The following is a 24070-nucleotide window of genomic DNA, read 5'->3' on the forward strand; positions in this document are numbered from 1 at the left end:
AGCGAGCGTTTGATCGGCGCGGCCCGCACTACTGGCCGCGCCGATCCGCTGCGCGCTCAGCAATCCGTAGTTACAGTTGCGCCTATGCAGACCCGTTCGCCCAAAGTGGTCGGCAGAGACGGGGAGATCGACGGACTCCACCGCCTGCTCACCTCGACCCGTTCGGGACACGGTGGTGCGATTTTTCTGGTCGGCGAGCCGGGAATCGGTAAGAGCAGGCTGGCCGCGGTCGCGACCGCACAGGCTCAGGACGACGGGCTCGCGACGCTCCGTGGCCGCGTCGGCGCGCTCGGTGCAAGTGTGGCCTTCCGGCCGCTGACCGAAGCCCTGCTGTCGTTGATCCGGCGCGGTGAGATGCCCCCGCCGGAGAGCCTCGGCCCTTACCAGCAAGTGCTTGGCCGCCTCGTCCCCGATTGGGACGACGGCCGCTCGCACGACACCGCGACGTCCGCGGTCGTGCTCGGTGAGGCCGTCTTGCGGTTGCTGACGCTCGTCGGCGCGGACCGTGGGTGTCTGCTGGTCCTGGAGGATCTGCACGGCTCCGATCCCGAAACGCTCGCAGTCCTCGAGTACCTGCTCGACAACCTCGAGGAACAACCGATTGCTTTGGTCATCACAGTCCGGTCGGAGAGCAGCGCTGCGCTCGAGCTGGCCCGGCTGTCCGCCCAGCGCGGTACCGCGGGCCTGATCGATCTCCAGCCGCTCAACCACGCCCAGGTGGGTGAGCTGGCTGCCGGGTGCCTCGAAGTACCGGCGGACAGCGTGCCGTCGACGCTGGTCGACCGGCTCTGGCAGGACAGCGCCGGCATCCCTTTCATCGTGGAGGAGTTGCTGCAGGAGGCCAGCCGAACCGGCCAGCTGATGTCCAAGGAGGACGGCAGCGTCCAGGTCGTCGACGGCCTGCACACCAACGTCCCGGCCGCCGTCGTCCGCAGCATCAGCAGCCGGACCAACCAGCTCGGCCCGGAGTCCCGCGACCTGCTGGTGCTGGCTGCCGTGATCGGCCACCGCTTCCCGCTGAGCGTCGTCCGCAAGGCCACCGGCACCGATGAACGGTTGCTGTTGGCCACTTTGCGTGCCGGCCTCGCAGCCCAGCTGGTCGGCCCGGACGAACCCGTGCCGGACTGGTACGCCTTCCGGCATCCGCTGACCGCTGACGCGCTGCTGGCCGGTCTGACGCCGCCCGAGCGGGCGACGTTGGCTCGGCGCTGCGCCGACGCGATCGAAGAGCTACACCCGGGCCTGCCCGGGGAGTGGTGCCCGATGGTGGCCGAGCTGGCCGAGACCGGCGGCGACCACACCAGGGCCGGTCGGCTCTTCGCCGAGTCCGGACGCCGTTCCTTCGACGAGGGCTCGATGGCGTCCGCGGTCAGCCTGCTGCGCCGGGCCAACGGCCTGCTGAGCGGCGAGCCGGACACGGCGTACCGGGCCGAGGTGCTGGGGTCGTTGCTGATCTGTCTGAGCGAGACGGGCCAGTTCGAGGGCAGCACGGAGCACCTCCAGACGATCGAAGAGATGGCCGACCGCGGCCTCGACAGCCGGAAGGTCGCCGCGCTGCACGTCCAGCTGGCCAATCTGGAGCACATGGCCGGCCGCTGGTCCGCTGCGCTGACGCATGTCGCCACCGCTCGTTCGCTTCTCGGGGTGGACGCCGGCGACTCCGACCTCGCTCCGGTCGACGCGATCGCCGCCCACCTGGAGCTGGCCCGTTCCAGCCCAGGCCGGCTGCGAGCCGCCACCGAGCTGGCGACCCGGGCCGCGGCGGCCGCCGAGCGAGCCAAACTGCCGGCCGTAGCCTGTGATTCGCTGCAGCTGCTGGGGATTCTGGCCCGCGAGCACGACCTCGATCAGTCGATCGACTACTTCCATCGGGCCCGGCTGGTCGCCGAAGAGCATCAGATGACGTTCCTGCGGGTCTGCTCGCACATCTACCAGGCCGGCACGATCTGCCTGGCCACCGGCAGCATCACCGAGCTGGAGCGGGCCCGGCAGCAGGCGCTGCGGATCGGCGCCATCCCGCTGATGTACGAGGTGGACGGCATCCTCGGCCAGCAGGCGATCCTGCGCAGCGAGTACGAGCGGGCCGCGGCCCTGATCGACGAATGCCTCGAAGTGACCCGGCGGCTGCGGCTCGGCCGCTCGACGTCGTACTTCCTCGCCACCAAGGCGATCCTCGAAGCGCACCAGGGCCGCCGGGCCGCGATGGAGCAGACGCTGGCCGAGGTGGCCCGGCTGGCCGGTGAGCGCGCGTCGTACGAGCTGCCGTACTCCTACGGCCTGGCCCGGACGTTCTGCGCGCTGCTCGAGGAGAACCGCGAGCTGGCGGACTCCGACCTCGCACAGGCGCTGGCCTTCGACGCGCAGAACCCGACCACCTTCCACACCTCCGGAAAGCACGGTCTGGCGCTGCTGCTCGGCGTCCTGTCCGGGCGGAACGGCTGGGCGCATTTCGAGGCGATCGTCACGACCGCCGCGGCCGGCATGCGCTGGAACCGGCAGTTCGTCCAGATGGCCCATGCGATCCTGCTCGGCCGCGACGGCCAGCACGACGCGGCCAACGCGAAGATGACCGAGGCGATGGAGTCGGCGTCCCTGTACCCGATGGCGCGGCACCTGGGCATGCGGCTGGTCGCCGAACCCGCCCACGCCGACGGCTGGGGCGACCCGATCGCCTGGCTGCGCCAAGCCGAGGACTACTTCCACAACGCGGAGATCCCGGCGGTCGCCGGCGTCTGCCGGAGCCTGCTGCGGCAGCTCGGCGCGACCGTCTCCCAGCGCCGGACCGGCAGCGACCAGGTCCCCGCTCACCTGCGTCAGCTCGGCATCACCACCCGCGAGTACGAGGTCTGCCGCCTGCTCGTGGACCGGATCGGCAACAAGTCGATCGCCTCCCGGCTGCACATCTCGCCGCGGACCGTGGAGAAGCACGTCGCGAGCCTGATGACGAAAACACAGCAGCCCGACCGGGAGGCGTTGAGCAGTTTCGCCCGGACGGTACTGCAAGACTGACCCCTACATTCCCGCCGTCCGAAACGAGACGCGCAGGGGAAGCAATTTATGAACACTCGCTCTGTATATATTGGGCGGGTGGCAGGCAAGGGGTCGGACATGGGCAAGGGAACGGTCGGCGGCGGCGGTACGACGATGCTGCGCCGGATCAACGTGGCCGCGGTCCTGGACGCGGTCCGCCGCTCCGCGCCCGCGCCGCTGCGCGTCGCCGAGCTGGTCGAGCGCACCGGGCTGGCCAGACCGACCGTCGCGCAGGCCGTCGACGAGCTGCTGGACGCCGGCTGGCTGCAGCAGCACGGGCCGGATTCGGCGGACCGCTCGCTCGGGCGACCGGCCATCCGCGTCTCGCTGCGCGGCCGCGCCGCGCCGGTGCTCGGCCTGGACGTCGGCCCGCACCGGGTCACCGTCGGGGTCTCCGACCTCGCCGGCCGCAAACTCGCGCTGGTCCGCCGCTCGGGCCCGGGCTGGACCGCCCAGGAGCTGCTCGGCGTCATCAGCGAGGTGATCACCGAGGCGCTCGCGGAGGCCGAGGTCCCGGCCGACGACATCGCGGCCGCCGTCGCGGCGAGCCCCGGCATCGTGGACGAGCACACCGGCCGGGTCCAGCTGGTCCCGAGTGTGCCGGGCTGGTCCGCGATCGACCTGACCAAACACGTCCGGAGCCTGCTCGACTGCCCGGTCATCCTCGACAACGACGCCAACCTGGCCGCCCTGGCCATCGCCGCGGCCCGCGGCGGCACCGGCACCCTGCTGGCCGTCCAGTGGGGTGAGCGGCTCGGCGCCGGCATCGTGATCGACGGCCGACTGCACCGCGGGACGGGAGCCGCCGGTGAGATCGGCTTCATCGCCACCGCGCCGGACGACGTGATCAACCCCGAGGACAGCCGCGGCCCGCTGGAGCGGGCGGTCGGCTCCGAGGCGATCGCCGCGCTCGGCCGGCAGGCCGCGCTCGACCACCCGGAGTCGCGCCTCGCCGAGCTCGGCGGGGACCAGCTCGACACCGCCGACGTCTTCGCCGCGGCCGCCGAGCGGGACCCGGTCGCCCAGGCCGTCGTCCAGCAGGTCGCCCGGGACTTCGCCCGCGCGCTGGCCCCGGCCGTCCTGGTCCTGGACCCGACGGCCGTCGTCATCGGCGGCGGTGTCGCCCGCGCCGGCGCCGTCCTGCTCGACGCGATCTCCGATCAGCTCCGGCTGCTGACGCTGAACCACCCGAAGCTGGAGCTGTCCGCCCTGGCCGAGGACGCCGTCGTCACCGGCGCGATGCGGATGGCCCTCGACGAGGTCTGGCAGCGCAAGCTCCCGACGCCGGCGCTGACCAGCACTACCTGATCGCGGCGGCGATCGCATCCGGCCGGTCGATGTGTACGAGGTGCGCCGAATCCGGTAGCACCTCGACCGCGCCACCCAAAGCCGTCGCCAGCTCACGCTGCCCGGCGAGCCAGCGGTCGGCGGCGCGGCGCGAGCTCTCACCCGTTGCCACCAGCAACACCGTGGGAACCTTGCCCGCGGCCCCTTCGAGCAGTCGGCCGACCTCGCCGGCGGCCACCCAGCTCGCGGTCAACTCGTCCCAGAACCGTTGCCAGGAACGGCTTTGGCCATAGCGCTTCCTTGCAATTGCCTTGGGCAACGGATCTTTCCGGGTCACGGTACCGAAGCGCACGGTGAAGCTTCGAAGCGTCGGCCCGAGCAGCCTCGGCAATCCGATCAGCCCGACCAGACGCAGGGCCGCGCGGACGACGCGGTCGCCCGTCGTCCCCGGATAGAACCGCTCGTGGCCGGTCTCGGTCGGCAACGTCGAGTCGACCAGCACCACCTTCGCGACCGGCGCCGTCAGCGCCCAGCGCAACGCGGCCAGCCCGCCGATCGAGTGACCGATCAGCCCGACCTCGGCGTCCGCAGGCACCCCGGCGGCAGCCCGCAGTACGGCGGGATCGGCGTGCACCGGGGTCTGCCACGGGTCGATCACCCGGATGTCGGCGTCCGGCGCCAGCTCCAGGACGCGGGCGAACTCCTCGGGCGTCTCGGCCATGCCGGGCAGCAGGATCCAGGTAGTCATCCCCGCAAACCTTGCCGCAAGGCGGGGAGCAACAGCCCCAGAACCAGGCAGACGCACAGGACGGCGATCCGCTGCAGGATGCCGACCGGGTACAGCGCGCTCCCGGTCAGGGCCTCGGTGACCATGTTCACCGAGATCACCGCGTTCGTCACGATGACGCCGGCCGACAGGACCGTGACCGCCTTACCGAGCGCGCCCGCCCCGCCGATCCGGCGGATCACCAGGATCGCGAAGACGCACATCACCAGCGTGCCGAGCCAGGCGACCGACGACGTCACCTCGTGAATCACCAGCCCGGTGCCCTGATGGCCTTTCGCCTCGACCTCCCGGCAGGCCGCGCTGGCCGTCGGCGAGCAGTCCATCGGCCAGAACGAGTCGAACAACGTGCCCAGCCCGAAGATCGCCGTCCCGATCAGCAGCCCGGCCACGTCGCGGTGCATCCGGGCCGCGGGACGCGCGAGGATCGCCGCGATCAGCATCAACACGCTGGCCGCGAGATCCGTCGTCCGCGCGTACAGGCTGGTCGCCTGGTCGCGGGCGCCGAGCTCGCTGAGGAAGGACGTGTGGATGTCCAGCGGGTAGCCGGCGACGGCCTCCAGGAGCAGGCTGCAGTACAGGATCCCGGCAACAATCATCATGTTGCGGGTCAGGCGATACGGAAACCCGGCGGGCACGGCGGACATGACGCCAACCCTCGCACACCGACCAAGGGCTTGGCTGTCGCCTCAGGTATACCCCTTTGGTGGAGCTAGCCCGACCGAAAGTCGGCGCCCGGAGTGGGATGATCGCAAGGTGTCCTCCGAACAGACGAAGGTGATTCCCGCCTGGCAGCAGCGCGCGGCCGTGTGGGTCGGCCGGGTCGTCGTCCTCGCGGCGGCCTGGTCCTTCATTGCGATTCCGTTGCATCTGGCCGCGCCGACCCTGGTGAAACGGGTCGACCAGGGCTTCGATTTCTTCGGGATCCCGGCCGGGCACACGTTCTTCCCGGCGGTCTACCTGGCCGTCGTCGGCAGCGCGCTGCTGCGCGGGAAACGGGCCGCGCTGCTCTGGGTGCTTTGGGTCTTCGAAGGGCTCTGGCTGCTCGGCCTGATCGCGTTCGTCGCGTTCAGCAGCGTCCAGCTGAGCAATCCGGAGTCCGCGCTCGTCGACGACCTGGACCGGATCACGGTCAAGGATCTCGAGTTCGGCATCCTGCAGGTCGTCGTGGTGGCCGCGCTGATCGTGCTGCTGTGGAAGATCCGCGGCGCGTTCCCGGCCCGGCTCGCCCAAGGGAGCCGGCGGCTCGCGATCGGGACGCTCGTCACCGGCATGCTGCTGTCGGTCGCGGTCAGCATCACCCTCACCCAGGTCTTCCCGAAGACGCTGACCGGCCAGCGGCAGAAGATCGGCTGGGCGGTCGGCGCCGCGTTCGGCCAGCCGCACAACAAGATGGACGGGCACGGCGGGCACGCCTGGGTCGGCCTGATCGTCAGCGCGATCTCGGCCGCCTCGCTGATCATCGCGTTCGCGATCTTCCTCCGGTCGGCGCGCCGGGTCCGCTACCTGACGCAGTCCGAGGAGCTCGGCGTCCGGCGGCTGCTGCTCGAACACGGTGAGCGGGACTCGCTCGGCTACTTCGCCACCCGCCGCGACAAGGCGGTCATCTTCAGCCCGGACCAGGACGCCGCGATCGCCTACCGGGTGGTCAACGGGGTCAGTCTGGCCAGTGGCGATCCACTCGGTGATCCGGTGGCCTGGCCGGGTGCGATCGAGGCCTGGCTGGCCGAAGCCCGGACGTACGGCTGGTCGCCGGCCGTGATCTCGGCCAGCGAGGAGGCCGCGCGCGCGTACGTCGACGCCGGCCTGCGCGCGTTGGCGATGGGCGACGAGGCGATCATCGACGTCGCCGACTTCAGCCTCGAGGGCCGGACGATGCGCCCGGTCCGACAGGCCGTCACCCGGGCCCAGCGCGCGGGCTACCGCGCCGAGGTCGTGCGGCACGGCGACCTCTCGCCGGCCGACCTGGCCCAGTACGTCGAACTCGCGGAGAAGTGGCGGGGCGCGCAGACCGAGCGCGGCTTCTCGATGGCGCTCGGCCGGCTCGGCGACCCGACCGACGGCCGGTGCGTGATGGTCATCGCCCGGGACGACGACGGCCACGTCCGCGGCCTGCTGTCGTTCGCGCCGTGGGGTCTGCGCGGCGTCTCGCTGGATCTGATGCGCCGCGACCCGGAGTCCGTGAACGGCCTGATGGAGTTCATGGTCGCGGCGCTGGTCGAGGCCTGCGGTGACATCGGCGTCCACCGGATCTCACTGAACTTCGCGATGTTCCGGGAGATCTTCAGCGACGCCGAGCGGGTCGGCGCCGGACCGGTGCTGCGGCTGACGAACGCGCTGCTCACCGCGGCGTCCCGCTTCTGGCAGCTGGAGAGCCTGTACCAGTCGAACGAGAAGTACCTGCCGCGGTGGTCGCCGCGGCTGATGTGTTACTCCCGCGGCGCCTCGCTCGCGCAGGTCGTGCTGGCGGCCGGGACCGCCGAGGGCTTCCTGCCCGCGCCGCGGCCGTGGACGCGCGTCGACAGCGCCGAGCAGGATCCGCACGGGATGCACGTGATCCACGCGAGTGACGGCGACACATTCGCGGCCGCCGTCCACGCACAGGAGGATGAGCTACTGCGGCCGGCGCTGCCGGAGCGCAACCTGACCGAGCAGGAGCGGATCCGGCGGACCAAACTGGTCGAGCTCGTTGCCGCGGGCATCGATCCGTACCCGGTGTCGGTGCCGCGGACCGAGACCCTGGAACGGATCCGCGAGCTACACCAGAACTTGCCGGCCGATCACCGCACCGGACACACGGTTTCGGTCACCGGGCGCGTGCTGCGGATGCGCAGCCATGGCGGGCTGGCGTTCGCCCAGCTGCAGGACGGATTGGTTCAGCTGCAGGTGATGCTGACCGCCGAGGCGTGCAGCGAGACCGCGCTCAAGCACTGGCGGCATCTGGTCGATATCGGCGATCACGTCAGCATCACCGGTGAGGTCGTGACGAGTAAGCGCGGTGAGCTGTCGATCGCCGCGACCGAGTGGGCGATGGCGGCCAAGTGCCTGCATCCGTTGCCGGACAAGCGCAAGGGGTTCACCGATCCGGAGTCCCGGGTCCGGCAGCGGCACATCGACCTCGTGATGAACCCGGAGTCGCTGCGGATGATGCGGCACCGCAGCGCCGCCGTCCGGGCGATGCGCACCGGATTCGAGAGCCGCGGCTTCATCGAGGTCGAGACGCCGATGCTGCAGGCCGTCCACGGCGGCGCGAACGCGCGACCGTTCCAGACCCATATCAACGCCTACGACACCGACCTGTTCCTGCGGATCGCGCCGGAGCTGTTCCTGAAACGGCTGAGCGTCGGCGGGCTGGGCAAGATCTTCGAGCTGAACCGCAACTTCCGCAACGAGGGCGCCGACGCGACCCACAACCCGGAGTTCACCTCGGTCGAGGCCTACCAGCCGTACGCCGACTACCACGTGATGCGCGAGCTGACCCGGGAGCTGCTGATCGAGGCCGCGACCGCGGTCTTCGGCAAGCCGGTGGTCCAGCGGCCGGACGGCGAGATCGACATCTCCGGTGAGTGGCCGGTGGTCACCGTGCACGACGCGGTCGCGCGGGCGGCCGGCGTCCCGGTGAATCCCGACACGTCGACCGAGGCGCTGCGGGAGCTGTGCGCGGAGCACGGCGTCCACACCCGGATGGACATGTCCGCCGGTGAGCTCGTCCTGGAGTTGTACGACGAGCTGGTCGAGCCGCACACCACGCTGCCGACGTTCTACACCGACTTCCCGCTGGAGACGTCGCCGCTGACCCGCACGCACCGCAGCGAGCCGCGCCTGGCCGAGCGCTGGGACCTTGTTGCCTTCGGCGCCGAGATCGGGACGGCGTACTCCGAGCTCGTCGACCCGGTCGAGCAGCGGCGCCGGCTCACCGAGCAGTCGCTGAAAGCGGCCGCCGGCGACCCGGAGGCGATGTCCCTCGACGAGGACTTCCTCAGCGCGCTCGAGTACGCGATGCCGCCGACCGGCGGGCTCGGCATCGGCGTCGACCGGGTGATGATGATGCTGACCGGCCAGAACATCCGCTCCACGCTGGCGTTCCCGTTCGTCCGTCCGGCCCAGCGGAGCTGATTCTTAACGTAGAGCTGGTTCGTTTCTCGGTGGGTCCGCCCGTACCGTTGGAGTGCGCGGGGTTGGGGCTACTGGGGTGGGTGGAGCGGTGCGGCTCGGGGTGGTTGTGGTGTTGCTGTGCGTGCTCGCGGCATGCGCGCCGGCGCCTGTTGCGGGCGGGCGTGAGCCGACGCCTACGCAGGGCACGTCGGCCGTGGGGTCGGCTCCGGCCCGTGGCCCGCTGGACCAGGCGGCGTACCAGGCCGAGCTGGTGAAGATCGAGAAGGGCCTCGGCGGGAACCTGCGCGCGCTGGCTCGCGCGCAGACGGCCGAAGGGCTCGCGCAGGCGATGGGTGATCTGTCGAAGGCGCTGAACAAAGCGTCGGGTCAGTTGGCCGCGATCACGGTCGCCGCGCGGCTGAGCGGCGTCCATCAGCTGTTGCAGGATCGGATCGGGGTCGCCGCGTACCGGCTGGCCGATTCGGAACAGGCCGAGCTGGATGCGCGCTGTGGTGGCGGCGCGTACACCTCGGAGAAGGTGCAGCGGCAGCTGCGGGCCGATCTGCAGCCCGCGTTCAAGGCGCTGACGGCGCGCGAGCTGGTCTTCGGCGGCAGCCTGCCGAACCCGGGGAAGGCGCCGGTGGCCGAGCGGCCGGCGAACGGCGCGACCGTCGTCCGGCGCGGCGAGGCCGGGACCGGGCGGCTGGAGATCACCAACGGGACGTCGAAGGATGTCGCGATCTCGGTCGTCTCGGACGGGAAGCCGCCGCGGGAGCCGCACGTGATGACCTACATCCGGGCCGGGAAGGCGGCCGCGATCACGCGGATCGGCGGGCCGTACCACCTGTATTACAAGAGCGGCGCGGAGTGGAGCTCGGAGCGGCGGCAGTTCGCGACCGGGTGCTCGTTCCAGAAGTTCGAGCAGGCGTTCGGCGCGGACAAGTCGTGGAAGATCGACCTGCAGCGCACCGTCTCCGGTAACGCGCCGACCAAGTCGGTGGAAGCGTATTAGGGTTATGTGACATCGGCCATGTCACGATGACAGGACGCCGTCCCGCGGTCACGATGAGGTCATGAGCGCAACCGCGACGGTCACCGTGGCCGGGGTCCCTGGGGTCGAGGTCGCCTACCACCGCAAGGGCGCCGGCGAACCGCTGGTGCTGCTGCACGGGATCGGCCACCACTGGCAGGCCTACGACCCGGTGATCGACGAGCTGGCCGAGCACCACGACGTGATCGCGCTCGACTTCCCCGGTTTCGGCGCCTCCCCCGACGTCCCGGACGGCGTCCCGGACGAGCTCGACAGCTTCGCCTACACCGTCGACGCGCTCTGCCGGGCCCTCGACGTCGATCGGCCGCACGTCGTCGGCAACTCCCTCGGCGGCCTGGTCGCGCTCCGCCTCGGCCAGCTCGAGCTGGCCCGCACCGTCACCGCGCTCTCCCCGGCCGGCTTCTGGTCACCCCGCGAGAACCGCTGGGCGATCAGCCTCCTCACCAACCTGCGCCGCGTCGCCCGCCGTACCCCCGAACCGACCGTACGCCGCCTCTCCCGCACCCCCGCCGGCCGCCGCGTCCTCACCGGCACCATCTACCACCGCCCGGCCCTCCGCGCCCCCGAAGCCGTCGTCGCCGAATCCCGCGCCCTCCGCGACGCCCCCGCCTTCGAACGCGTCGCCGCTCACGCCCGAGCCGGCGAAACCTTCCACGGCGACGTCCCCGCCGTCCCCGTCACCATCGCCTGGGGCACCCACGACCGCATCCTCCTCCCCATCCAAGCCGCCCGAGCCCACCTCCAACTACCCAAGGCCCGCTCCGTCCCCCTCCTCAACTGCGGCCACGTCCCCATGAACGACGACCCACCCCTGATCACCCGAACCATCCTCGAAACCACCAAAGGCTGAGGATCAGCACTCGATCACGTTGACGGCGAGGCCGCCGCGGGAGGTCTCCTTGTACTTGATCTTCATGTCGGCGCCGGTTTCGCGCATGGTCTTGATGACTTTGTCGAGGGTGACGACGTGGACGCCGTCGCCGTGCATGGCCATCCGGGCGGCGTTGATGGCTTTGACCGAGGCCATGGCGTTGCGTTCGATACAGGGGATCTGGACGAGGCCGCCGACCGGGTCGCAGGTGAGGCCGAGGTTGTGTTCCATGGCGATCTCGGCGGCGTTCTCGACCTGTTCGGGGGTGCCGCCGAGGACTTCGCAGAGGCCGGCGGCGGCCATCGAGCAGGCCGAGCCGACCTCGCCCTGGCAGCCGACCTCGGCGCCGGAGATCGAGGCGTTCTCCTTGTAGAGGACGCCGATCGCGGCCGCGGCGAGCAGGAAGCGGACGACGCCGTCCTCGGTCGCGCCCGGCACGAAGCGGCGGTAGTAGTGCAGGACGGCGGGGATGATGCCGGCCGCGCCGTTGGTCGGGGCGGTGACGATGCGGCCGCCGGAGGCGTTCTGCTCGTTGACGGCGAGGGCGAACAGGTTCACCCAGTCCATCACCTTGAGCGGGTCGACCGACCAGGGGTCGCGGGTGAGCTTGGTGTGCAGCAGGTGCGCGCGCCGCGGGACCTTGAGCCCGCCGGGCAGGACGCCCTCGGTCTCACACCCCTCCTGCACGCAGTCCTGCATGACCTGCCAGATGTGCAGCAGGCCGGCGCGGATCTCCTCCTCGGTCCGCCAGGCGAGCTCGTTGGCGAGCATCACCTCGCTGATCGACAGCCCGGACTCGCGGCACCGGTCGAGCAACTCCGCGCCGGTCCGGAACGGGTACTTCAGCACGGTCGTGTCCGGGACGATCCGGTCCCCCGCGGCGGCGTTCTCGTCGACGACGAACCCGCCGCCGACCGAGTAGTACGTCCGCTCCCGCAGGACGGCGCCGTCGGCCCCGCGGGCCAGGAACGACATCCCGTTCGGGTGGTACGGCAGGGCTTTACGCCGGTGCATGATCAGGTCGGTGTTGTCGTCGTACGCGATCTCGTGCGTCCCGTTGAGCCGCAGCCGGCCGCGCTCGCGGATGGTCTCCACGCGGGCGTCGACGGAGTGCGTGGCGACGGTCTCCGGGTCCTCGCCCTCGAGACCGAGCAGCACCGCCTTGTTACTGCCGTGGCCGTGCCCGGTCGCGCCGAGCGAGCCGAACAGCTGCGACTCGACCCGGGTGGTCGCGGTCAACAGGCCGTCGGCCACCAGCCCGTGGACGAACGTCCGGGCCGCTCGCATCGGGCCCACGGTGTGTGAGCTCGACGGGCCGATCCCGATACTGAACAGGTCGAAAACACTGATCGCCATCCGTGTGGAGGTCCCTTCCGGTCGTCGTTGACCGAGTGGTGTCCTCCCCACTCTGTTGGACCGATGTCCTCCAGAGGTGCCTCGCCCGTACGGTGAAGGTGCCTGAGAGATTCTTGGGGAGAGTTGCTCCTACGGCGCCCGGGTCGAGCCCAGGTCTCTCCCGCACGGGTTCATGCGGCTGTTGAATTAGCTTCCGCACGCGACGGTACGGCGGCCTGCTGGCCGCCGTCAATCCGGCCGGTCCGCACTGCCCAGATCTCGAAGAACCAGGTGAACAGCGGCGGAACACTCGCGGCCAGCGCGACCAGCGTGACCGGCCAGGACCAGCGCAGCGGGCCGCGGACGAGCAGCACCGTGAGCACGTAGACGACGAAGATGCCGCCGTGGATCGGGCCGAAGATCTTGACCCCGATCTCGTTGTCGGACAGCACGTACTTGAACAGCATGCCGATCAGCAGGCCTGTCCAGGAGACCGCCTCGGCGATCGCCACCACCCGGAACCACCGTGAGTGTGTCATCGCGCCCGACCCTAACAAGCCCCTCAAACGACAACCGGGGTGGTCCAGGGGGCGTTCCCCGATGCCCGCGAGCAAGCGATTACCGAAGACTCGAGGAAATGAGACCCAGAGCACTCGCGTGGACTGTCGCCCTGACCGTCGCCGCTTCCAGCCTCACCGTCCTCCCGGCCTCGGCCGCCGTGCAGTGGAAGGACTGCGTGGCCGAGGGCAAGGACGACCCCGCGGTCGTCCAGGGTTCCGAATGCGCGACGCTGCGGCTGCCGGTCGACTGGCGGAACCCGAACGGTCCGACCTTCGGGTTCGAGATCGCCCGCCGGACGGCGAAGCAGCAGCGCCTCGGCGTCCTCGTCTTCGGGCCCGGCGGCCCAGGGGACTCCGGCGTCGACCGGATCAAGACCGGGATCAGCCGCTTCAGCCCGCAACTGCAGGACCGCTTCGACATCGTCAGCTTCGACCCGCGCGGCATCGGCCGCAGCAACCCGGTGAAGTGCTCGGCCGAGCTGATGGCCGCGATGCCGTCCCCGATCATCAAGAGCGCCGCGGAGTTCACCGCGACCCTCGACTTCAACCGCCGCCTCGCCGCCGACTGCCGCGAGCACACCGGCCCGCTCTACGACCACGTCGACACCTGGCAAACCGTCCGGGACGTCGACGCCATCCGCCGCGCCCTCGGCGAACGCCAGATCTCCTTCCACGGCAGCTCGTACGGGACCCAGCTCGGCGCCCAGTACGCCGAGACCTACCCGCGCAACGTCCGGGCGATGGTCCTGGAGAGCGTGCTCGACCACAGCCTGGCCGGGCCGCGCCAGTTCCTCGACGTCCAGGCCGCCGGCGTCCAGGACTCGTTCGACGAGTTCGTGAAATGGTGCGACCGGACGCCGTCCTGTGCCCTGCACGGTCAGGACGTCCGGGCTGTCTGGGCCGATGCGCTGGCCCGGGCCGGCAACCCGTTCCAGCTCAGTTTCAGCACCTTCCGGATGCTTTACGGACCGCAGTGGAACGCTCTCGCCGACTCGCTGAAAAACCTTGCCCTCAGCAAACAATCCGCCGCGCTGACCGCGCACACTTTCATCCCGTTCTGCCAGGACTGGAACCTGCGCGTCACCAACTACCGCGACTACGCGAGGCTGCTGAACCGGATCGCCGACAAGAACCCGGACATGCCGTACCCCGGCCAGCTGATGGCCGTCTCGGTCTGCCTGGGCGCACCCAAGGCCAACAACCCGCAGCATCGCCTCAACGTCCGCAACCTGAGTACGCCGATCCTGCTCGCGAACGCGTTGCACGACCCCGCGACGGCGTACCCGATGGCCCGGAGCGTCGAGCGCCAGCTCGGCCGGCACGGCGTCCTACTCACCTACGCGGGCTGGGGACACGGCAGCTACAACAAGAGCGCGTGCATGCAGTCGGCGGTCGACAGCTACCTCATCGATCGCACGGTGCCGAAGCGGGGGACGACGTGTGCCGCCGTCCAGCCGACCGGCTGAACCTCAGACCGCGACGCCGGTGATCTCGAGAACCCGGTGCAGGTGATCGCCCCGGCGAGCGCGCTTCGACAAGGCGCTCAGCTCGGTGCAGGCGGCGTCGAGCGCCTGGGCCTGCGTCCGGCAGCGATCGACATACCAGAACGGATCGTCGGGCTGCGGGTCGTCCGCGTCGTCGATATCGGCGTACCAGTGCGCCGGGCCGTAGTGGACGACTCGCACTCGTAGGTTCATCACGGCTCCCCCGTTGGATCTCCCCTGATCCGGAATCCGAATCCGGCCGGCGCGTGACCGCGGCCCCCCACTGTCACGCGCCGGGCCGAGTTCGACCCTCCCCGACGACTACATCGTGCGGCGACCGGTTTGCGTTACCGCACGTGACTACTAATTTTAAGTGATCGATTGACTACTGTCCGTTAAGACACTGCTTGGTCCACGCCTCGAGCCCGTCGGTGGTGATCGGCAGCGCCTCGGTGAGGATCTCCAGCCGGTCGGAGTGCACGACGACGTTGTCCTCGATCCGGATCCCGATCCCGCGCAACTCGGGCGGGACGGTCTCGTCGTTCGGGTGGAAGTACAGCCCCGGCTCGACCGCGAGCGCCATCCCGGCCTCGAGATCACCGGCGAAGTAGGTCTCCGGGCGGGCCGCGTCGCAGTCGTGGACGTCGAGGCCGATGTAATGCCCGGTGCCGCAGACGATGAACCGGCGGTGCTGCTGGCCGTCCGGCCCGAGCAGCTCGTCGATCGACACATCGAGGATGCCCCAGTCCCGCAGTCCTTCGGCCAGCACGACCATCGCCTCGTACTGGAAGGCCCGGTACGGCGCTCCGGCCTTGACCGCGCCCAACGCCGCGAGCTGCGCCTTGTGCACCAGGTCGTGGACCTGACGTTGGGCCGCGGTGTACTCGCCGGTCGCCGGGAACGTCCGCGTCACATCGGCGGTGTAGAGCGTGCGGGTCTCGACACCGGCGTCCAGCAGGATCACGTCGCCCTCGTTGACGGCGCCGTCGTTCCGCACCCAGTGCAGCACCGGGGCATGCTTGCCAGCAGCAACGATCGAGGCGTAGCCGACGCCGTTGCCCAGCGTCCGGGCGCGCCGGTCGAAGGTGCCTTGCAACCAGCGCTCGCCGCCGCCGCGAATCGCCTCCGGCAGCTCGCGCGCGACGTCCTCGAAGGCGACCACGCTAGCCGCCACGGCCTCGCGCAGCTGTTCCAGCTCCCAGTCGTCCTTGATCCGGCGCAGCTCGGCCAGGCTCTGGCGCAGCGCGTTCCCGTCGTACGGCGACGTCTGCACGAGCGCATCCAGCATCGGCTCCACGCCGGGCACCGACAGCATGTACGGAACCGCGCCGCGGACAGCCGAGGCCAGCTCCTCGATCGGCCGGCAGGCGATCTGCAGCGCGTCCGACCAGTCCTTCAGGCCGGGCACCGGGCCGATCCAGAGCTCGCCGTCCCGCGCGTTCGCGAAGAAGTCGGCCTCCTCCGGCCCGGCGGTCTCGCGCAGGTACAGCGTCGCGTCGCCGTCGGCCGACAGCACCAGGACGGCGCCCTCGGCCTGGCACCCCGTCAGCCAGACGAAATCGCTGTCGGCGCGGAAGTCGTAGTCGGTGTCGTTCGAGCGCACCGGCGCCCGGCCGGCCGCGAGCGCGATCCGCCGGCCCGGCAGCGCCGCACTGAGCCGGCGCCGGTGCTCGGCGGCTGCCTCGGCCAGACCGGCGGGCACGCTGATCGAGCGATCGACCGGCCCCCAGCCGCGCGCGATGGACTCGCGGAAACCCTTGGCGTCGATCGGGCGGTAGGACTTGGGCGTCGGGTCGGTCCGCTCTTCCTCGGTCATGCGCTGCGCTCCCCTGGGCTGCTGACGGCTGTACACCTCATCAACGCAGGTCCCGGCGGGCGAAAGCAAGCCTTTAACGGCTTCGGAACGCAGCCAGGATGGCGACCTCGGAGTCGGTCAGGTACTGGTGCAGCTCGGTGGCCGCTTCGGCGTACTTCCGAGCCTCCAGCAACTCGAAAAGCGCACGGTTACGGGCGATGTACGGCTCGTGCAGCTCGCGCGGCGCGGCGATCACGTGGAAGAGCAGCCGCAGCTCGGCGAGCAACCGGCCGGTCATCGCGTCCATCCGGGCGCTGTCGGCCAGCCCGATCAGGTGCTGGTGGAAGCGCATGTTCGCCGTGCCGACGGCGGCCCAGCGGTCGGCGAGTGCGGCGGCCTCGGCGGCTTCGACGTCGGCCAGCAGCGGCTCGAGCCGCGCGGCCGGCAGCTCCGGCTCGCGGTCGGCCAGGCCGCGGACGACGTCCACCTCGAGCACCCGGCGCAGCCGGTAGAGGTCGACGACGTCGTGCTCGTCGAGCTCCGGGACGAACACGCCGCGGTGCAGCTTGTAGATCAGCAGACCCTCGTGGGTGAGCAGCCGGAAGGCCTCGCGCAGCGTGTTCCGGCTGACCTCCAGGACCTCGGTGAGCTCGACCTCGGACAGCTGGGCGCCGGGCGGCAGCGCACCTTCGGTGATACTGCGGCGGAGGATGTCGGCGGCGCGCTCCGCGGAACTGCTGCGATCCAGCCGGGCCACATCGGCGGCCACCGTCCGCAGCCACGTCTGGCGGCTCTCGTCCACCTCACCGGTGCTCATGGGCCGAATCATAGAACAAACCTCTTGCAGGATTGTTCAACAATCTTTTAGCATGGCGTATGGATCTCAACGCGGATCTCGGTGAAGGTTTCGGCTCCTGGCCGATGGGCGACGACAGCGCGCTGCTGGACGTCGTCACGAGCGCGAACATCGCCTGCGGATTCCACGCCGGCGACCCCTCGATCATGCGCCGGGTGACCGGTCTGGCGGCCGAGCGCGGCGTCGCGATCGGCGCCCATGTCGGGTACGCGGACAAGGCCGGCTTCGGCCGCCGGTTCGTCGACATCGAGCCGGCCGCGCTACGCGACGAGGTCGTCTACCAGATCGCCGCGCTGGACGCGTTCGCCCGGATCGCCGGGGCCCGCGTCCGGTACGTGAAGCCGCACGGCGCGCTCTACAACACGATCGGCCACCACGAGGCCCAGGCGGCCGCCGTCGTCGGCGCGGTCGCCGACTACGACCGCTCACTGCCGGTCCTCGGCCTCCCGGGCTCGGCGTGGCTCCGGCTCGCGGCAGAGGCCGGGTTGACCGTCGTCCACGAAGCGTTCGCGGACCGCGCCTACACCTCGGAGGGGACGCTCGTCTCCCGCCGCGAGCCGGGCTCGGTGCTGCATGACGGCGACGCGATCGCGGCCCGCTGTACGGCGATGGCAACCGGCCGGCCGATCAAGGACCACACCGGCGCCGACCTGACCGTCGAGGCCGCCTCGATCTGCGTACACGGCGATACCCCGGGCGCGGTCGACATCGCGCGCCGCGTACGGACGGCGTTGACGGACGCCGGCGTCCAGCTGAGTCCGTTCTGATGCGCATCCTGCCCGCGGGCGACCAGGCGCTCCTGGTCGAGCTCGACGACCTCGACGAAGTCCTCGGGTACTACGCCGCGCTGCTCGCCGACCGTCCCGCGGACGTCGTCGACATCGTCCCCGCGGCGCGGACCGTCCTCGTCACCACGACCGGCGCGCTGGAGCCGCTGAACCGGCATCTCCGCGGCGTCCGGCCGACGAAGACCGCCCGGGACGCCGGTGATCTGCTGGAGGTCCCGGTCGTGTACGACGGCGCCGATCTGGCCGACGTCGCCGAGCTGCTCGGCTGCAGCACCGCCGAGGTCGTCGCCCGGCACACGACCGAAGAATGGACGGTCGCCTTCTGCGGCTTCGCGCCCGGCTTCGGCTACCTGACCGGGACGGCGGACTGGAGCATCCCCCGCCGCTCGTCACCGCGGACCAAGGTCCCGGTCGGCGCGGTCGGGCTGGCCGGCGAGTTCAGCGGCGTCTACCCGCGCGAATCCCCCGGCGGCTGGCAGCTGATCGGCCGGACGTCGTTGCGCATCTTCGACCAGACCCGCGATCCGGCCGCGCTCTTCCACCCCGGCCGCCAAGTCCGTTTCGTGGACGCCGAATGCTGACCATTCTGGAAACAGGGCCGTTGGCAACAATTCAGGACCGCGGCCGGATCGGCCAAGCAGCGTTGGGGATTCCGACCTCCGGCGCCTGCGACCCCACGTCGTACGCGCTCGCCAATCGCCTGGTCGGCAACCATCCGGGTGCGGCCGCGGTCGAGCTCACCTTCGGCGGTCTCATCCTGCACGCGGATGCCGATCTGACCATCGCCGTCACCGGCGCCCCCTGCTCCGGCGTCCCGCTGAACGCGCCGTCCGTCGTCCGCGCCGGGACCGTCCTGCGCTTCGGCCCGCCCCGCTCCGGGCTGCGGACGTACGTCGCCGTCCGCGGCGGTATCGACGTACCGGCCGTGCTCGGCTCCCGGTCGACCGACCTGCTCTCCGGCCTCGGCCCAGAGCCGTTGCAGGCCGGCCAGTCCCTGGCGATCGGCCGCGACTGCGGCCCGATGCCGGGTGTCGACCTTGCCCCGGTCGCCGCCCCGGCCACCGGCAAGGTCGACATCCGGGTCACCCCCGGCCCACGCCGGGACTGGTTCACCGACGCGGGCTGGGAGTCCTTCCGCAGCCAGACCTACACCGTGAGCACCAACAGCAACCGCGTCGGCGCCCGCTTCGACGGCGCCCCGCTGGAGCGCTCCCGCACCGGCGAGCTCTCCAGCGAAGGCATGGCCCTGGGCGCCATCCAGATCCCGCCCTCCGGCCTCCCCGTCGTCTTCCTCGCCGACCACCCCGTCACCGGCGGCTACCCCGTCATCGCCTACGTCACCGGGAAATCCCTACCTGCCTGCGCCCAACTCCGCCCGGGCCAGCCGGTCCGGTTCACTACTTGAACCGCCACTCGTAGTAACGGCACGGCGGCAGCGTCGACTTGCCCGACGGCTTGGACTCCCACTTGTGGCCGTTCGGCAGGGTCCCGCTGGTCGGCCTGATCTTGATGAAACAAGGCTCCCGCTGAGGCGGCTTGCTGCTGTCGAACACCAGCTTGCCGTTCGCGTCGTAGCCCCGGACCACGGAGCTGGTCTTCTCCGGATCGTCGGCGTCGTACGGCCCCCAGCCGACCCGGCCGACCGTCGGCGCGAAGTAGAGCCCGTTCGTCAGGTACGCCGTGACCTCGGCCCGATTCTTCAGCTGCACAGTCACCCGCTCGACCGGACCGGCATAGACGCCGAAGTTCCGGGTGATCCGCCAGACCGGGTCCGGAAAGCCTCCTTCCTCGGCCTCCGTCATCCGGACACTCGACTCGCTGATCTTGCCACCGGCCGTCCGGCCGCAGAGCCAGTACTGGGGTTTCGGCGGCAGCTCGATGTAGCCCGCCGGCACTGGATCCGGCGTCCACTTGTCCTCCATCCCCTTGGCGATCAACCAGGTGTTGACGACCTTCGGATCCTTCACATCGGTGAGCTGGAAGGCCCTGATCGGCTGGTGGCCGCGGAACGGCTTCGGCAACTCCTTGAACGTGACCCGATCGGCCTCGGTCAGGCATTCCTTCTGCAGCTGGGCCGTCTCCTCCGGCGTCAAGTCGCGGACCTGGACACCACCGGCGGCCGGCGTATCGGAGTCGTTGTTCCGCAGGGCCGGCACGGCGATGGCGAGGCCGCCGACGACTGCGACAACAGCCGCCGCGGCGACGATCGGGACGAGCGCCCGGCGCTTCGGCCGGACTTCGTCCGCTTCGAGCGCGTCGAGCAAGTCGGCGCGGTGCTGGTCGTGGCTGGGCAGCGGGCGGTCGGGGCGTCGGTTGAGGAGTTCTCTCATGACAGGTTCTCCAGGGACTGGGTGCTGACGACGCTGAGGTCGCGAAGACGTTTGCGGGCGCGGGAGAGCCGCGACTTGACGGTGCCGAGCGGGATGTCGAGCGCTACGGCAGCGGACTGCGCGTCCAGGCCGCTCCAGAAGCAGAGCTCGACGATCTCCTGCTCGTGTTTCGGCAGTTCGCGCAGGAGCGCGCGGAGGCGCTGGGCCTCGCGCTCGTCGTCGATCCGGGCCGCCACCCCTTCGGCGTGATCCGGCTCGTCGACCGCCGTCTGCCGGAGCAGGTTCAGCCGCCGGAAGCGCTGCCGCCGGAATTCGTTGCGCAGCACATAGTCCGCCGTCCGCAACAGCCACGGCAACGCCGAGTCGTGCACCAGCTCGACCTCGGACCGCCGCCGCCAGCCGTGCAGGAAGACCAGCGACGTCAGGTCCTCGGCGTCACTCCAGGACGCCGTCCGCCGGAACAGGAAGTTGTAGACGGCGGTGGCGTGGCGGTCGAACAGGGTGCCGAAAGCCTCGGTTTCCCCGTCGACCGCCCGCCGCCACAACTCCTGGTCACTCATCGTCGCAGGCAACCCCTCTGGTCCGCCCTGTCTGGCCGCAAGGACCATCACGTCACCACCTCCAGATCGTCCCCCGTGAGGGGGTCTCACTGGATATATGTCGTGAGCAGCGAACCGGGATCCCTCAGTACACCGCGATCTCGTCCACGAAGGCCCAGTCCGCGGCGTTCCCCTGGGCGTACTTCTCGTATTCGACCTGGACGTACCGCGCCGTGGCCTGCACCGGCAGCCGGAACCACTGGGCCGACGAGACCGAGGTCGCCGCCAGCTCGGTGAGCGCGGTCGGGCTGTTCCCCACCGAGATCCGGACGACGTCCGGCGAGTACTTGGTGACCCCGTCGTAGTTGTCGTGGACCTCGACCCGGCTGAACGACTTGGCGGCGCCGAGGTCGACCAGCACCTTCACCCGCCCCGTCGTCCCGACTCCGTACCTGAAGCCGTAACTGAGCGCGTCGTCGTGGTGACCGGCGATCACTCCGTCGGTCGACTCCTTGTTCCCCGTGTCGGGATAGCCCGCCTCGGGCATCGCGGACTTCGTGTACGTCGCTCCGGCCGCCAAGCTGGCCGGCCCGGTCGTCGAGTACGCCTCCAGCTCGTCGATCAGCATCACGCCCGCGTCACCGCCGTACGTCTTCTGCAGCGTGAAGCGGATATAACGCGCACTCGTCGGCGGGAAGTCGAACTCGAACCAGACCCCAGTCTGATCATTGATTGTCCCCGGCAAGAATCCGCGCTGGGTCCAGTTGTTGCCATCGGCACTGGTCGAGACCGTGATCCGATCCGGACGGTACGCCGGGTACTCCTCGTAGGCGTGCACCCGGGCCGAGTCCACCCGCTGGGTCGCTCCGAGATCGAACGTGACGGTCGCCGTCGGCTGCCCGGCCGCGAACCCGTACGTCCGCCCGTCGTCGTGCGCGTCCGCGAGGACGCCGTCCGTGGACTCGAAACCGCTGTCCGGCTTGTTGTTCGGCGCCGGGCTCACCGTGTAGCTCCGCCCGCCGAGCACATTCGCCTTCGCGAGTTTGGCGCCCGCGACCTCGATCCCCTTCAGCGCGTACGGCGTACTCCCGTCGAACGTGATCCGGACCGACCGGGCCTTGCCGTTGATCCCGGCGAAGGCGCCACCGCCGCCGGAGTACGCCGTCGTCCACCGGCTGCCGTTGTAGGAGACCTGCACCGTGTAGTTCGCGGCCGGGGCCCCGGCCCAGTTCAGCCGCAGACCGTCCAGCTGGATCTGGTGATCGAAGGTCAGCTGCAACCACTGGCCGCCCGGAGTCGCCGGCTGCCAACTCGTGCTGTCGTTTCCGTCGATCGCGGCGGCCGCGTTTCCACTCGAGGCGCTCACCTCGGCAGTCCGGGCCAGGTCACCGGCGATCGGCCTGCCGGCCGCGGCGTCCAGCGCGAGCTTGCGGATACGCGCCTGATAGCCGGTGTCGGCGCTGTACTTGTCGGCCGTCTGAGTCAGCGCGGTGGCCAGATCCCTGGCCAGCTTGGGATTGGTCTTCCCCAGGTGGTTGAGGACCTCGTAGTCCTCGATACCGTCGCGCAGGGATTCGTAGCGGATCGAGGACTGGATCGTGTTCCGGTCCTCGTCCGGCCAGACGATGTAGTGGTCGCCCTTCGACTCGGTCAGGTTCAGGTCGGCCAGCCAGCCGCTCATCGAGTAGTGCAAGTAGCCGTTGGCCCCGCGGGAGTAGGCGTACCAGGGGGTCAGCCGCTGGTTGAACTGCGGCTGGTCGATGAAGCGGTTGAGGAAGTTGCCGACCGGGATGTTGCAGTTGTAGAAGTACAGATCCTTGCCCTGGGCCCGCATCTGGTCGTAGACGGCGCGGTTGGCGTCGTAGTTGAGCAGGTTCGGGATGACGACCGCCATCTCCTTCGACACATTCGCCGCGACCGGCTCGTGGAAGGCCGCGTCACCGACCGGGACGGTCGGCCACTTGGTCCGCATCCGGGCCAGGATCCCGCGCCAGGCCGCCTCCTCCTCTCCGCCTTCGATGCCGGGCTCGTCGCCGACGTGCATCCAGTAGTCGAGCCCCGTCGTCCAGCCCTTCGCGTCCAGGTGCTGTTTGAGCGCGGGGATGAACTGGTCGATGAAGTTCTTCGCCTTCGGCGAGTCCCAGTTCACGTAGTTGCGCTGCCCCTTGCCGCCGAGGCCGTCGATGATCTCGACCTCGCGGATGTCGTCCTGCGGCCGGCCCCAGTTGTAGGTGTCGGCCGAGACCCAGAACCCTTCCAGCCGCTTCACCACGCCCCACGCGACCATGAACTCGACGATCTGGTCGATCCGGCTCCAGTCGAAGGTGTAGACGCCGGTGGCGTTGCTGTTGTTGGTGACGGTGGTGTTGCCGTCGATCAGCAGGTTCACCAGCGGCAGCGTGAGCGTGTTCGTCCGGTGCCGCTTCATCTGCTCCGCGACCCGCTCCAGCAACTCCCAGTACTCCGGGGTGTACCGCTCGTACTCGTAGGTCTCCTCGACCGTCCGACCCTCCGGCGCCCAGGACAACTCGCCGAAGAAGGTGTTCCACAAGGTGGTCTCGAAGGTCTGGTCCTTCGGGTCCGGCAGGGTCACCGGCCGGACGTCGATCGAGATCGGCACCTCGATCGGGCCCTTGTTCGTGACCACCTTCACCGTGCCGGCGTACACCCCGGCGGTGGTGCCCTTGGGAACGGCGGCCGTCACCCAGATCGACAGCGACGTCCGCGGCCCGACACTCGCCGTCCGATCGTTGGACAACGGGTCCGGGAAGTCGCCCGGCGCCTTACGGACCGCCGGATACATCTGCTGGGAGCCGAACCGCGTGTTCGCGTTCAGGTACTTGTACGTCACGAAGTTGTACGACAAGTTGCTCGCGGCAATCGACTTCGCGCCGCTGGTCAGCGCCGAGAAGTCGACTCCCTGCACGGTCAGGGTCGAGGCGGAGCGGACGACGATCTGCGCGCTCTCCTCCTCGTTGATCGCGGCATCGAGTGTGATCGCGCGGCCGGACTGCTTGCTGGGCAGGGTGTCCCGGAACACGCTCGTACTCGACGGCTCGGTCCAGTAGTCGACTCCGGGCGCGGCCTGCGCGGAGTGGGCCGACGGCGGTGCCGTGCCGGCCTGGGCTTGGGGGGCGAACACCATCGCGGCGACCACCGCGGCGATGGTGAGACGGCGCATCGTTGGCATAGAGCTGGTCCTCTCCGGGGTGGTGAGCGGCCACCTGATGCTCACCACGATCGGCGTCCGGCGCCGAGCGGTCCA

General features: G+C 70.1%; 19 protein-coding genes and 1 riboswitch. Of the genes, 9 read left to right on the forward strand and 10 right to left on the reverse strand.

Going from position 1 to position 24070, the window contains the following annotated elements; genetic code table 11:
- Positions 1-84: 84 nt before the first annotated feature.
- Positions 85-3009 carry an ATP-binding protein gene (locus tag ACZ6ZD_RS05855; protein WP_465668753.1) on the forward strand — a complete coding sequence of 975 codons (2925 nt, stop codon included), beginning with the start codon at positions 85-87 and terminating at the stop codon, positions 3007-3009.
- Positions 3010-3087: 78 nt separating this feature from the next.
- Complete coding sequence (locus ACZ6ZD_RS05860) at positions 3088-4338, forward strand: ROK family transcriptional regulator (RefSeq protein ID WP_465668755.1); 1251 nt, start codon at positions 3088-3090, stop codon at positions 4336-4338.
- Here the strand turns inward: ACZ6ZD_RS05860 and ACZ6ZD_RS05865 are convergent.
- Positions 4331-5065 carry an alpha/beta fold hydrolase gene (locus ACZ6ZD_RS05865; RefSeq protein ID WP_465668757.1) on the reverse strand — a complete coding sequence of 245 codons (735 nt, stop codon included), beginning with the start codon at positions 5063-5065 and terminating at the stop codon, positions 4331-4333. The genes ACZ6ZD_RS05860 and ACZ6ZD_RS05865 overlap by 8 nt on opposite strands.
- Positions 5062-5748, reverse strand: coding sequence for a DUF998 domain-containing protein (locus tag ACZ6ZD_RS05870; protein WP_465668759.1), 687 nt, complete (start codon positions 5746-5748; stop codon positions 5062-5064). The genes ACZ6ZD_RS05865 and ACZ6ZD_RS05870 overlap by 4 nt, the downstream gene beginning before the upstream one ends.
- Before the next feature lie 109 nt (positions 5749-5857).
- Here ACZ6ZD_RS05870 and lysX point away from each other — a divergent pair, with 109 nt between their 5' ends.
- The 3 genes from lysX to ACZ6ZD_RS05885 all read left to right on the forward strand — a co-directional run bounded on the left by lysX (position 5858) and on the right by ACZ6ZD_RS05885 (position 11097).
- The gene (gene lysX, locus ACZ6ZD_RS05875) at positions 5858-9217 is read left to right on the forward strand and encodes a bifunctional lysylphosphatidylglycerol synthetase/lysine--tRNA ligase LysX (RefSeq protein WP_465668761.1); all 3360 of its coding nucleotides are present in this window, start codon (positions 5858-5860) and stop codon (positions 9215-9217) included.
- A gap of 88 nt (positions 9218-9305) precedes the next feature.
- Positions 9306-10208 (forward strand): hypothetical protein, encoded by a 903-nt coding sequence (locus ACZ6ZD_RS05880; RefSeq protein WP_465668763.1) that lies wholly within the window; start codon positions 9306-9308, stop codon positions 10206-10208.
- A 61-nt stretch (positions 10209-10269) separates the two neighbouring features.
- Entirely contained in the window at positions 10270-11097 is an 828-nt protein-coding gene (locus ACZ6ZD_RS05885; protein WP_465668765.1) for an alpha/beta fold hydrolase, read from the forward strand.
- Positions 11098-11100: 3 nt separating this feature from the next.
- Here ACZ6ZD_RS05885 and ACZ6ZD_RS05890 read toward each other — a convergent pair whose 3' ends face one another.
- Both ACZ6ZD_RS05890 and ACZ6ZD_RS05895 read right to left on the reverse strand, forming a co-directional pair.
- Positions 11101-12474 carry an L-serine ammonia-lyase gene (locus ACZ6ZD_RS05890; protein ID WP_465668767.1) on the reverse strand — a complete coding sequence of 458 codons (1374 nt, stop codon included), beginning with the start codon at positions 12472-12474 and terminating at the stop codon, positions 11101-11103.
- An 80-nt stretch (positions 12475-12554) separates the two neighbouring features.
- A riboswitch (glycine riboswitch) is annotated at positions 12555-12647 on the reverse strand.
- Entirely contained in the window at positions 12645-12992 is a 348-nt protein-coding gene (locus ACZ6ZD_RS05895; protein WP_465668769.1) for a DUF3817 domain-containing protein, read from the reverse strand. It overlaps the preceding riboswitch by 3 nt.
- Before the next feature lie 98 nt (positions 12993-13090).
- Here ACZ6ZD_RS05895 and ACZ6ZD_RS05900 point away from each other — a divergent pair, with 98 nt between their 5' ends.
- The gene (locus ACZ6ZD_RS05900; protein WP_465668771.1) at positions 13091-14479 is read left to right on the forward strand and encodes an alpha/beta fold hydrolase; all 1389 of its coding nucleotides are present in this window, start codon (positions 13091-13093) and stop codon (positions 14477-14479) included.
- 3 nt (positions 14480-14482) lie between these two features.
- Here the strand turns inward: ACZ6ZD_RS05900 and ACZ6ZD_RS05905 are convergent, their stop codons facing one another.
- The 3 genes from ACZ6ZD_RS05905 to ACZ6ZD_RS05915 form a co-directional block, all read right to left on the reverse strand.
- A complete protein-coding gene (locus ACZ6ZD_RS05905) occupies positions 14483-14710 on the reverse strand; it encodes a hypothetical protein (RefSeq protein WP_465668773.1) in 228 nt (75 codons plus the stop codon).
- Between the two features lie 172 nt (positions 14711-14882).
- The gene (locus ACZ6ZD_RS05910) at positions 14883-16313 is read right to left on the reverse strand and encodes an aminopeptidase P family protein (protein ID WP_465668775.1); all 1431 of its coding nucleotides are present in this window, start codon (positions 16311-16313) and stop codon (positions 14883-14885) included.
- 73 nt (positions 16314-16386) lie between these two features.
- Positions 16387-17109 (reverse strand): GntR family transcriptional regulator, encoded by a 723-nt coding sequence (locus tag ACZ6ZD_RS05915; protein WP_465668777.1) that lies wholly within the window; start codon positions 17107-17109, stop codon positions 16387-16389.
- A 59-nt stretch (positions 17110-17168) separates the two neighbouring features.
- On the opposite strand from ACZ6ZD_RS05915, the gene ACZ6ZD_RS05920 reads away from it, so the two are divergent.
- The 3 genes from ACZ6ZD_RS05920 to ACZ6ZD_RS05930 are packed head-to-tail and all read left to right on the forward strand — an operon-like array spanning position 17169 to position 19341.
- Complete coding sequence (locus ACZ6ZD_RS05920; protein ID WP_465668779.1) at positions 17169-17915, forward strand: LamB/YcsF family protein; 747 nt, start codon at positions 17169-17171, stop codon at positions 17913-17915.
- Positions 17915-18517, forward strand: coding sequence for a 5-oxoprolinase subunit B family protein (locus ACZ6ZD_RS05925; protein ID WP_465668781.1), 603 nt, complete (start codon positions 17915-17917; stop codon positions 18515-18517). Before ACZ6ZD_RS05920 ends, ACZ6ZD_RS05925 begins: the two co-directional genes overlap by 1 nt.
- Entirely contained in the window at positions 18511-19341 is an 831-nt protein-coding gene (locus ACZ6ZD_RS05930; protein WP_465668783.1) for a 5-oxoprolinase subunit C family protein, read from the forward strand. Before ACZ6ZD_RS05925 ends, ACZ6ZD_RS05930 begins: the two co-directional genes overlap by 7 nt.
- Here ACZ6ZD_RS05930 and ACZ6ZD_RS05935 read toward each other — a convergent pair.
- The 3 genes from ACZ6ZD_RS05935 to ACZ6ZD_RS05945 all read right to left on the reverse strand — a co-directional run bounded on the left by ACZ6ZD_RS05935 (position 19334) and on the right by ACZ6ZD_RS05945 (position 23986).
- Positions 19334-20266 carry a hypothetical protein gene (locus ACZ6ZD_RS05935; RefSeq protein ID WP_465668785.1) on the reverse strand — a complete coding sequence of 311 codons (933 nt, stop codon included), beginning with the start codon at positions 20264-20266 and terminating at the stop codon, positions 19334-19336. The two genes, ACZ6ZD_RS05930 and ACZ6ZD_RS05935, sit on opposite strands and share 8 nt — an antisense overlap.
- The gene (locus ACZ6ZD_RS05940; RefSeq protein WP_465668787.1) at positions 20263-20826 is read right to left on the reverse strand and encodes an RNA polymerase sigma factor; all 564 of its coding nucleotides are present in this window, start codon (positions 20824-20826) and stop codon (positions 20263-20265) included. Before ACZ6ZD_RS05940 ends, ACZ6ZD_RS05935 begins: the two co-directional genes overlap by 4 nt.
- A gap of 124 nt (positions 20827-20950) precedes the next feature.
- Entirely contained in the window at positions 20951-23986 is a 3036-nt protein-coding gene (locus tag ACZ6ZD_RS05945) for a glycoside hydrolase domain-containing protein (protein WP_465668789.1), read from the reverse strand.
- Positions 23987-24070 lie beyond the last annotated feature (84 nt).

This window comes from Kribbella sp. NPDC104218 (assembly GCF_055584105.1).

What these genes read in the sequence shown, in the direction of transcription:
- ACZ6ZD_RS05890 (WP_465668767.1), bottom strand. Translation starts at nt 12,474, where the DNA reads ATGGCGATCAGTGTTTTCGACCTGTTCAGTATCGGGATCGGCCCGTCG.
- ACZ6ZD_RS05855 (WP_465668753.1), top strand. Translation starts at nt 85, where the DNA reads ATGCAGACCCGTTCGCCCAAAGTGGTCGGCAGAGACGGGGAGATCGAC.
- ACZ6ZD_RS05905 (WP_465668773.1), bottom strand. Translation starts at nt 14,710, where the DNA reads ATGAACCTACGAGTGCGAGTCGTCCACTACGGCCCGGCGCACTGGTAC.
- ACZ6ZD_RS05870 (WP_465668759.1), bottom strand. Translation starts at nt 5,748, where the DNA reads ATGTCCGCCGTGCCCGCCGGGTTTCCGTATCGCCTGACCCGCAACATG.
- ACZ6ZD_RS05930 (WP_465668783.1), top strand. Translation starts at nt 18,511, where the DNA reads ATGCTGACCATTCTGGAAACAGGGCCGTTGGCAACAATTCAGGACCGC.
- ACZ6ZD_RS05915 (WP_465668777.1), bottom strand. Translation starts at nt 17,109, where the DNA reads ATGAGCACCGGTGAGGTGGACGAGAGCCGCCAGACGTGGCTGCGGACG.
- ACZ6ZD_RS05925 (WP_465668781.1), top strand. Translation starts at nt 17,915, where the DNA reads ATGCGCATCCTGCCCGCGGGCGACCAGGCGCTCCTGGTCGAGCTCGAC.
- ACZ6ZD_RS05865 (WP_465668757.1), bottom strand. Translation starts at nt 5,065, where the DNA reads ATGACTACCTGGATCCTGCTGCCCGGCATGGCCGAGACGCCCGAGGAG.
- ACZ6ZD_RS05945 (WP_465668789.1), bottom strand. Translation starts at nt 23,986, where the DNA reads ATGCGCCGTCTCACCATCGCCGCGGTGGTCGCCGCGATGGTGTTCGCC.
- ACZ6ZD_RS05895 (WP_465668769.1), bottom strand. Translation starts at nt 12,992, where the DNA reads ATGACACACTCACGGTGGTTCCGGGTGGTGGCGATCGCCGAGGCGGTC.
- ACZ6ZD_RS05885 (WP_465668765.1), top strand. Translation starts at nt 10,270, where the DNA reads ATGAGCGCAACCGCGACGGTCACCGTGGCCGGGGTCCCTGGGGTCGAG.
- ACZ6ZD_RS05900 (WP_465668771.1), top strand. Translation starts at nt 13,091, where the DNA reads ATGAGACCCAGAGCACTCGCGTGGACTGTCGCCCTGACCGTCGCCGCT.
- ACZ6ZD_RS05910 (WP_465668775.1), bottom strand. Translation starts at nt 16,313, where the DNA reads ATGACCGAGGAAGAGCGGACCGACCCGACGCCCAAGTCCTACCGCCCG.
- ACZ6ZD_RS05940 (WP_465668787.1), bottom strand. Translation starts at nt 20,826, where the DNA reads ATGAGTGACCAGGAGTTGTGGCGGCGGGCGGTCGACGGGGAAACCGAG.
- ACZ6ZD_RS05935 (WP_465668785.1), bottom strand. Translation starts at nt 20,266, where the DNA reads ATGAGAGAACTCCTCAACCGACGCCCCGACCGCCCGCTGCCCAGCCAC.
- ACZ6ZD_RS05920 (WP_465668779.1), top strand. Translation starts at nt 17,169, where the DNA reads ATGGATCTCAACGCGGATCTCGGTGAAGGTTTCGGCTCCTGGCCGATG.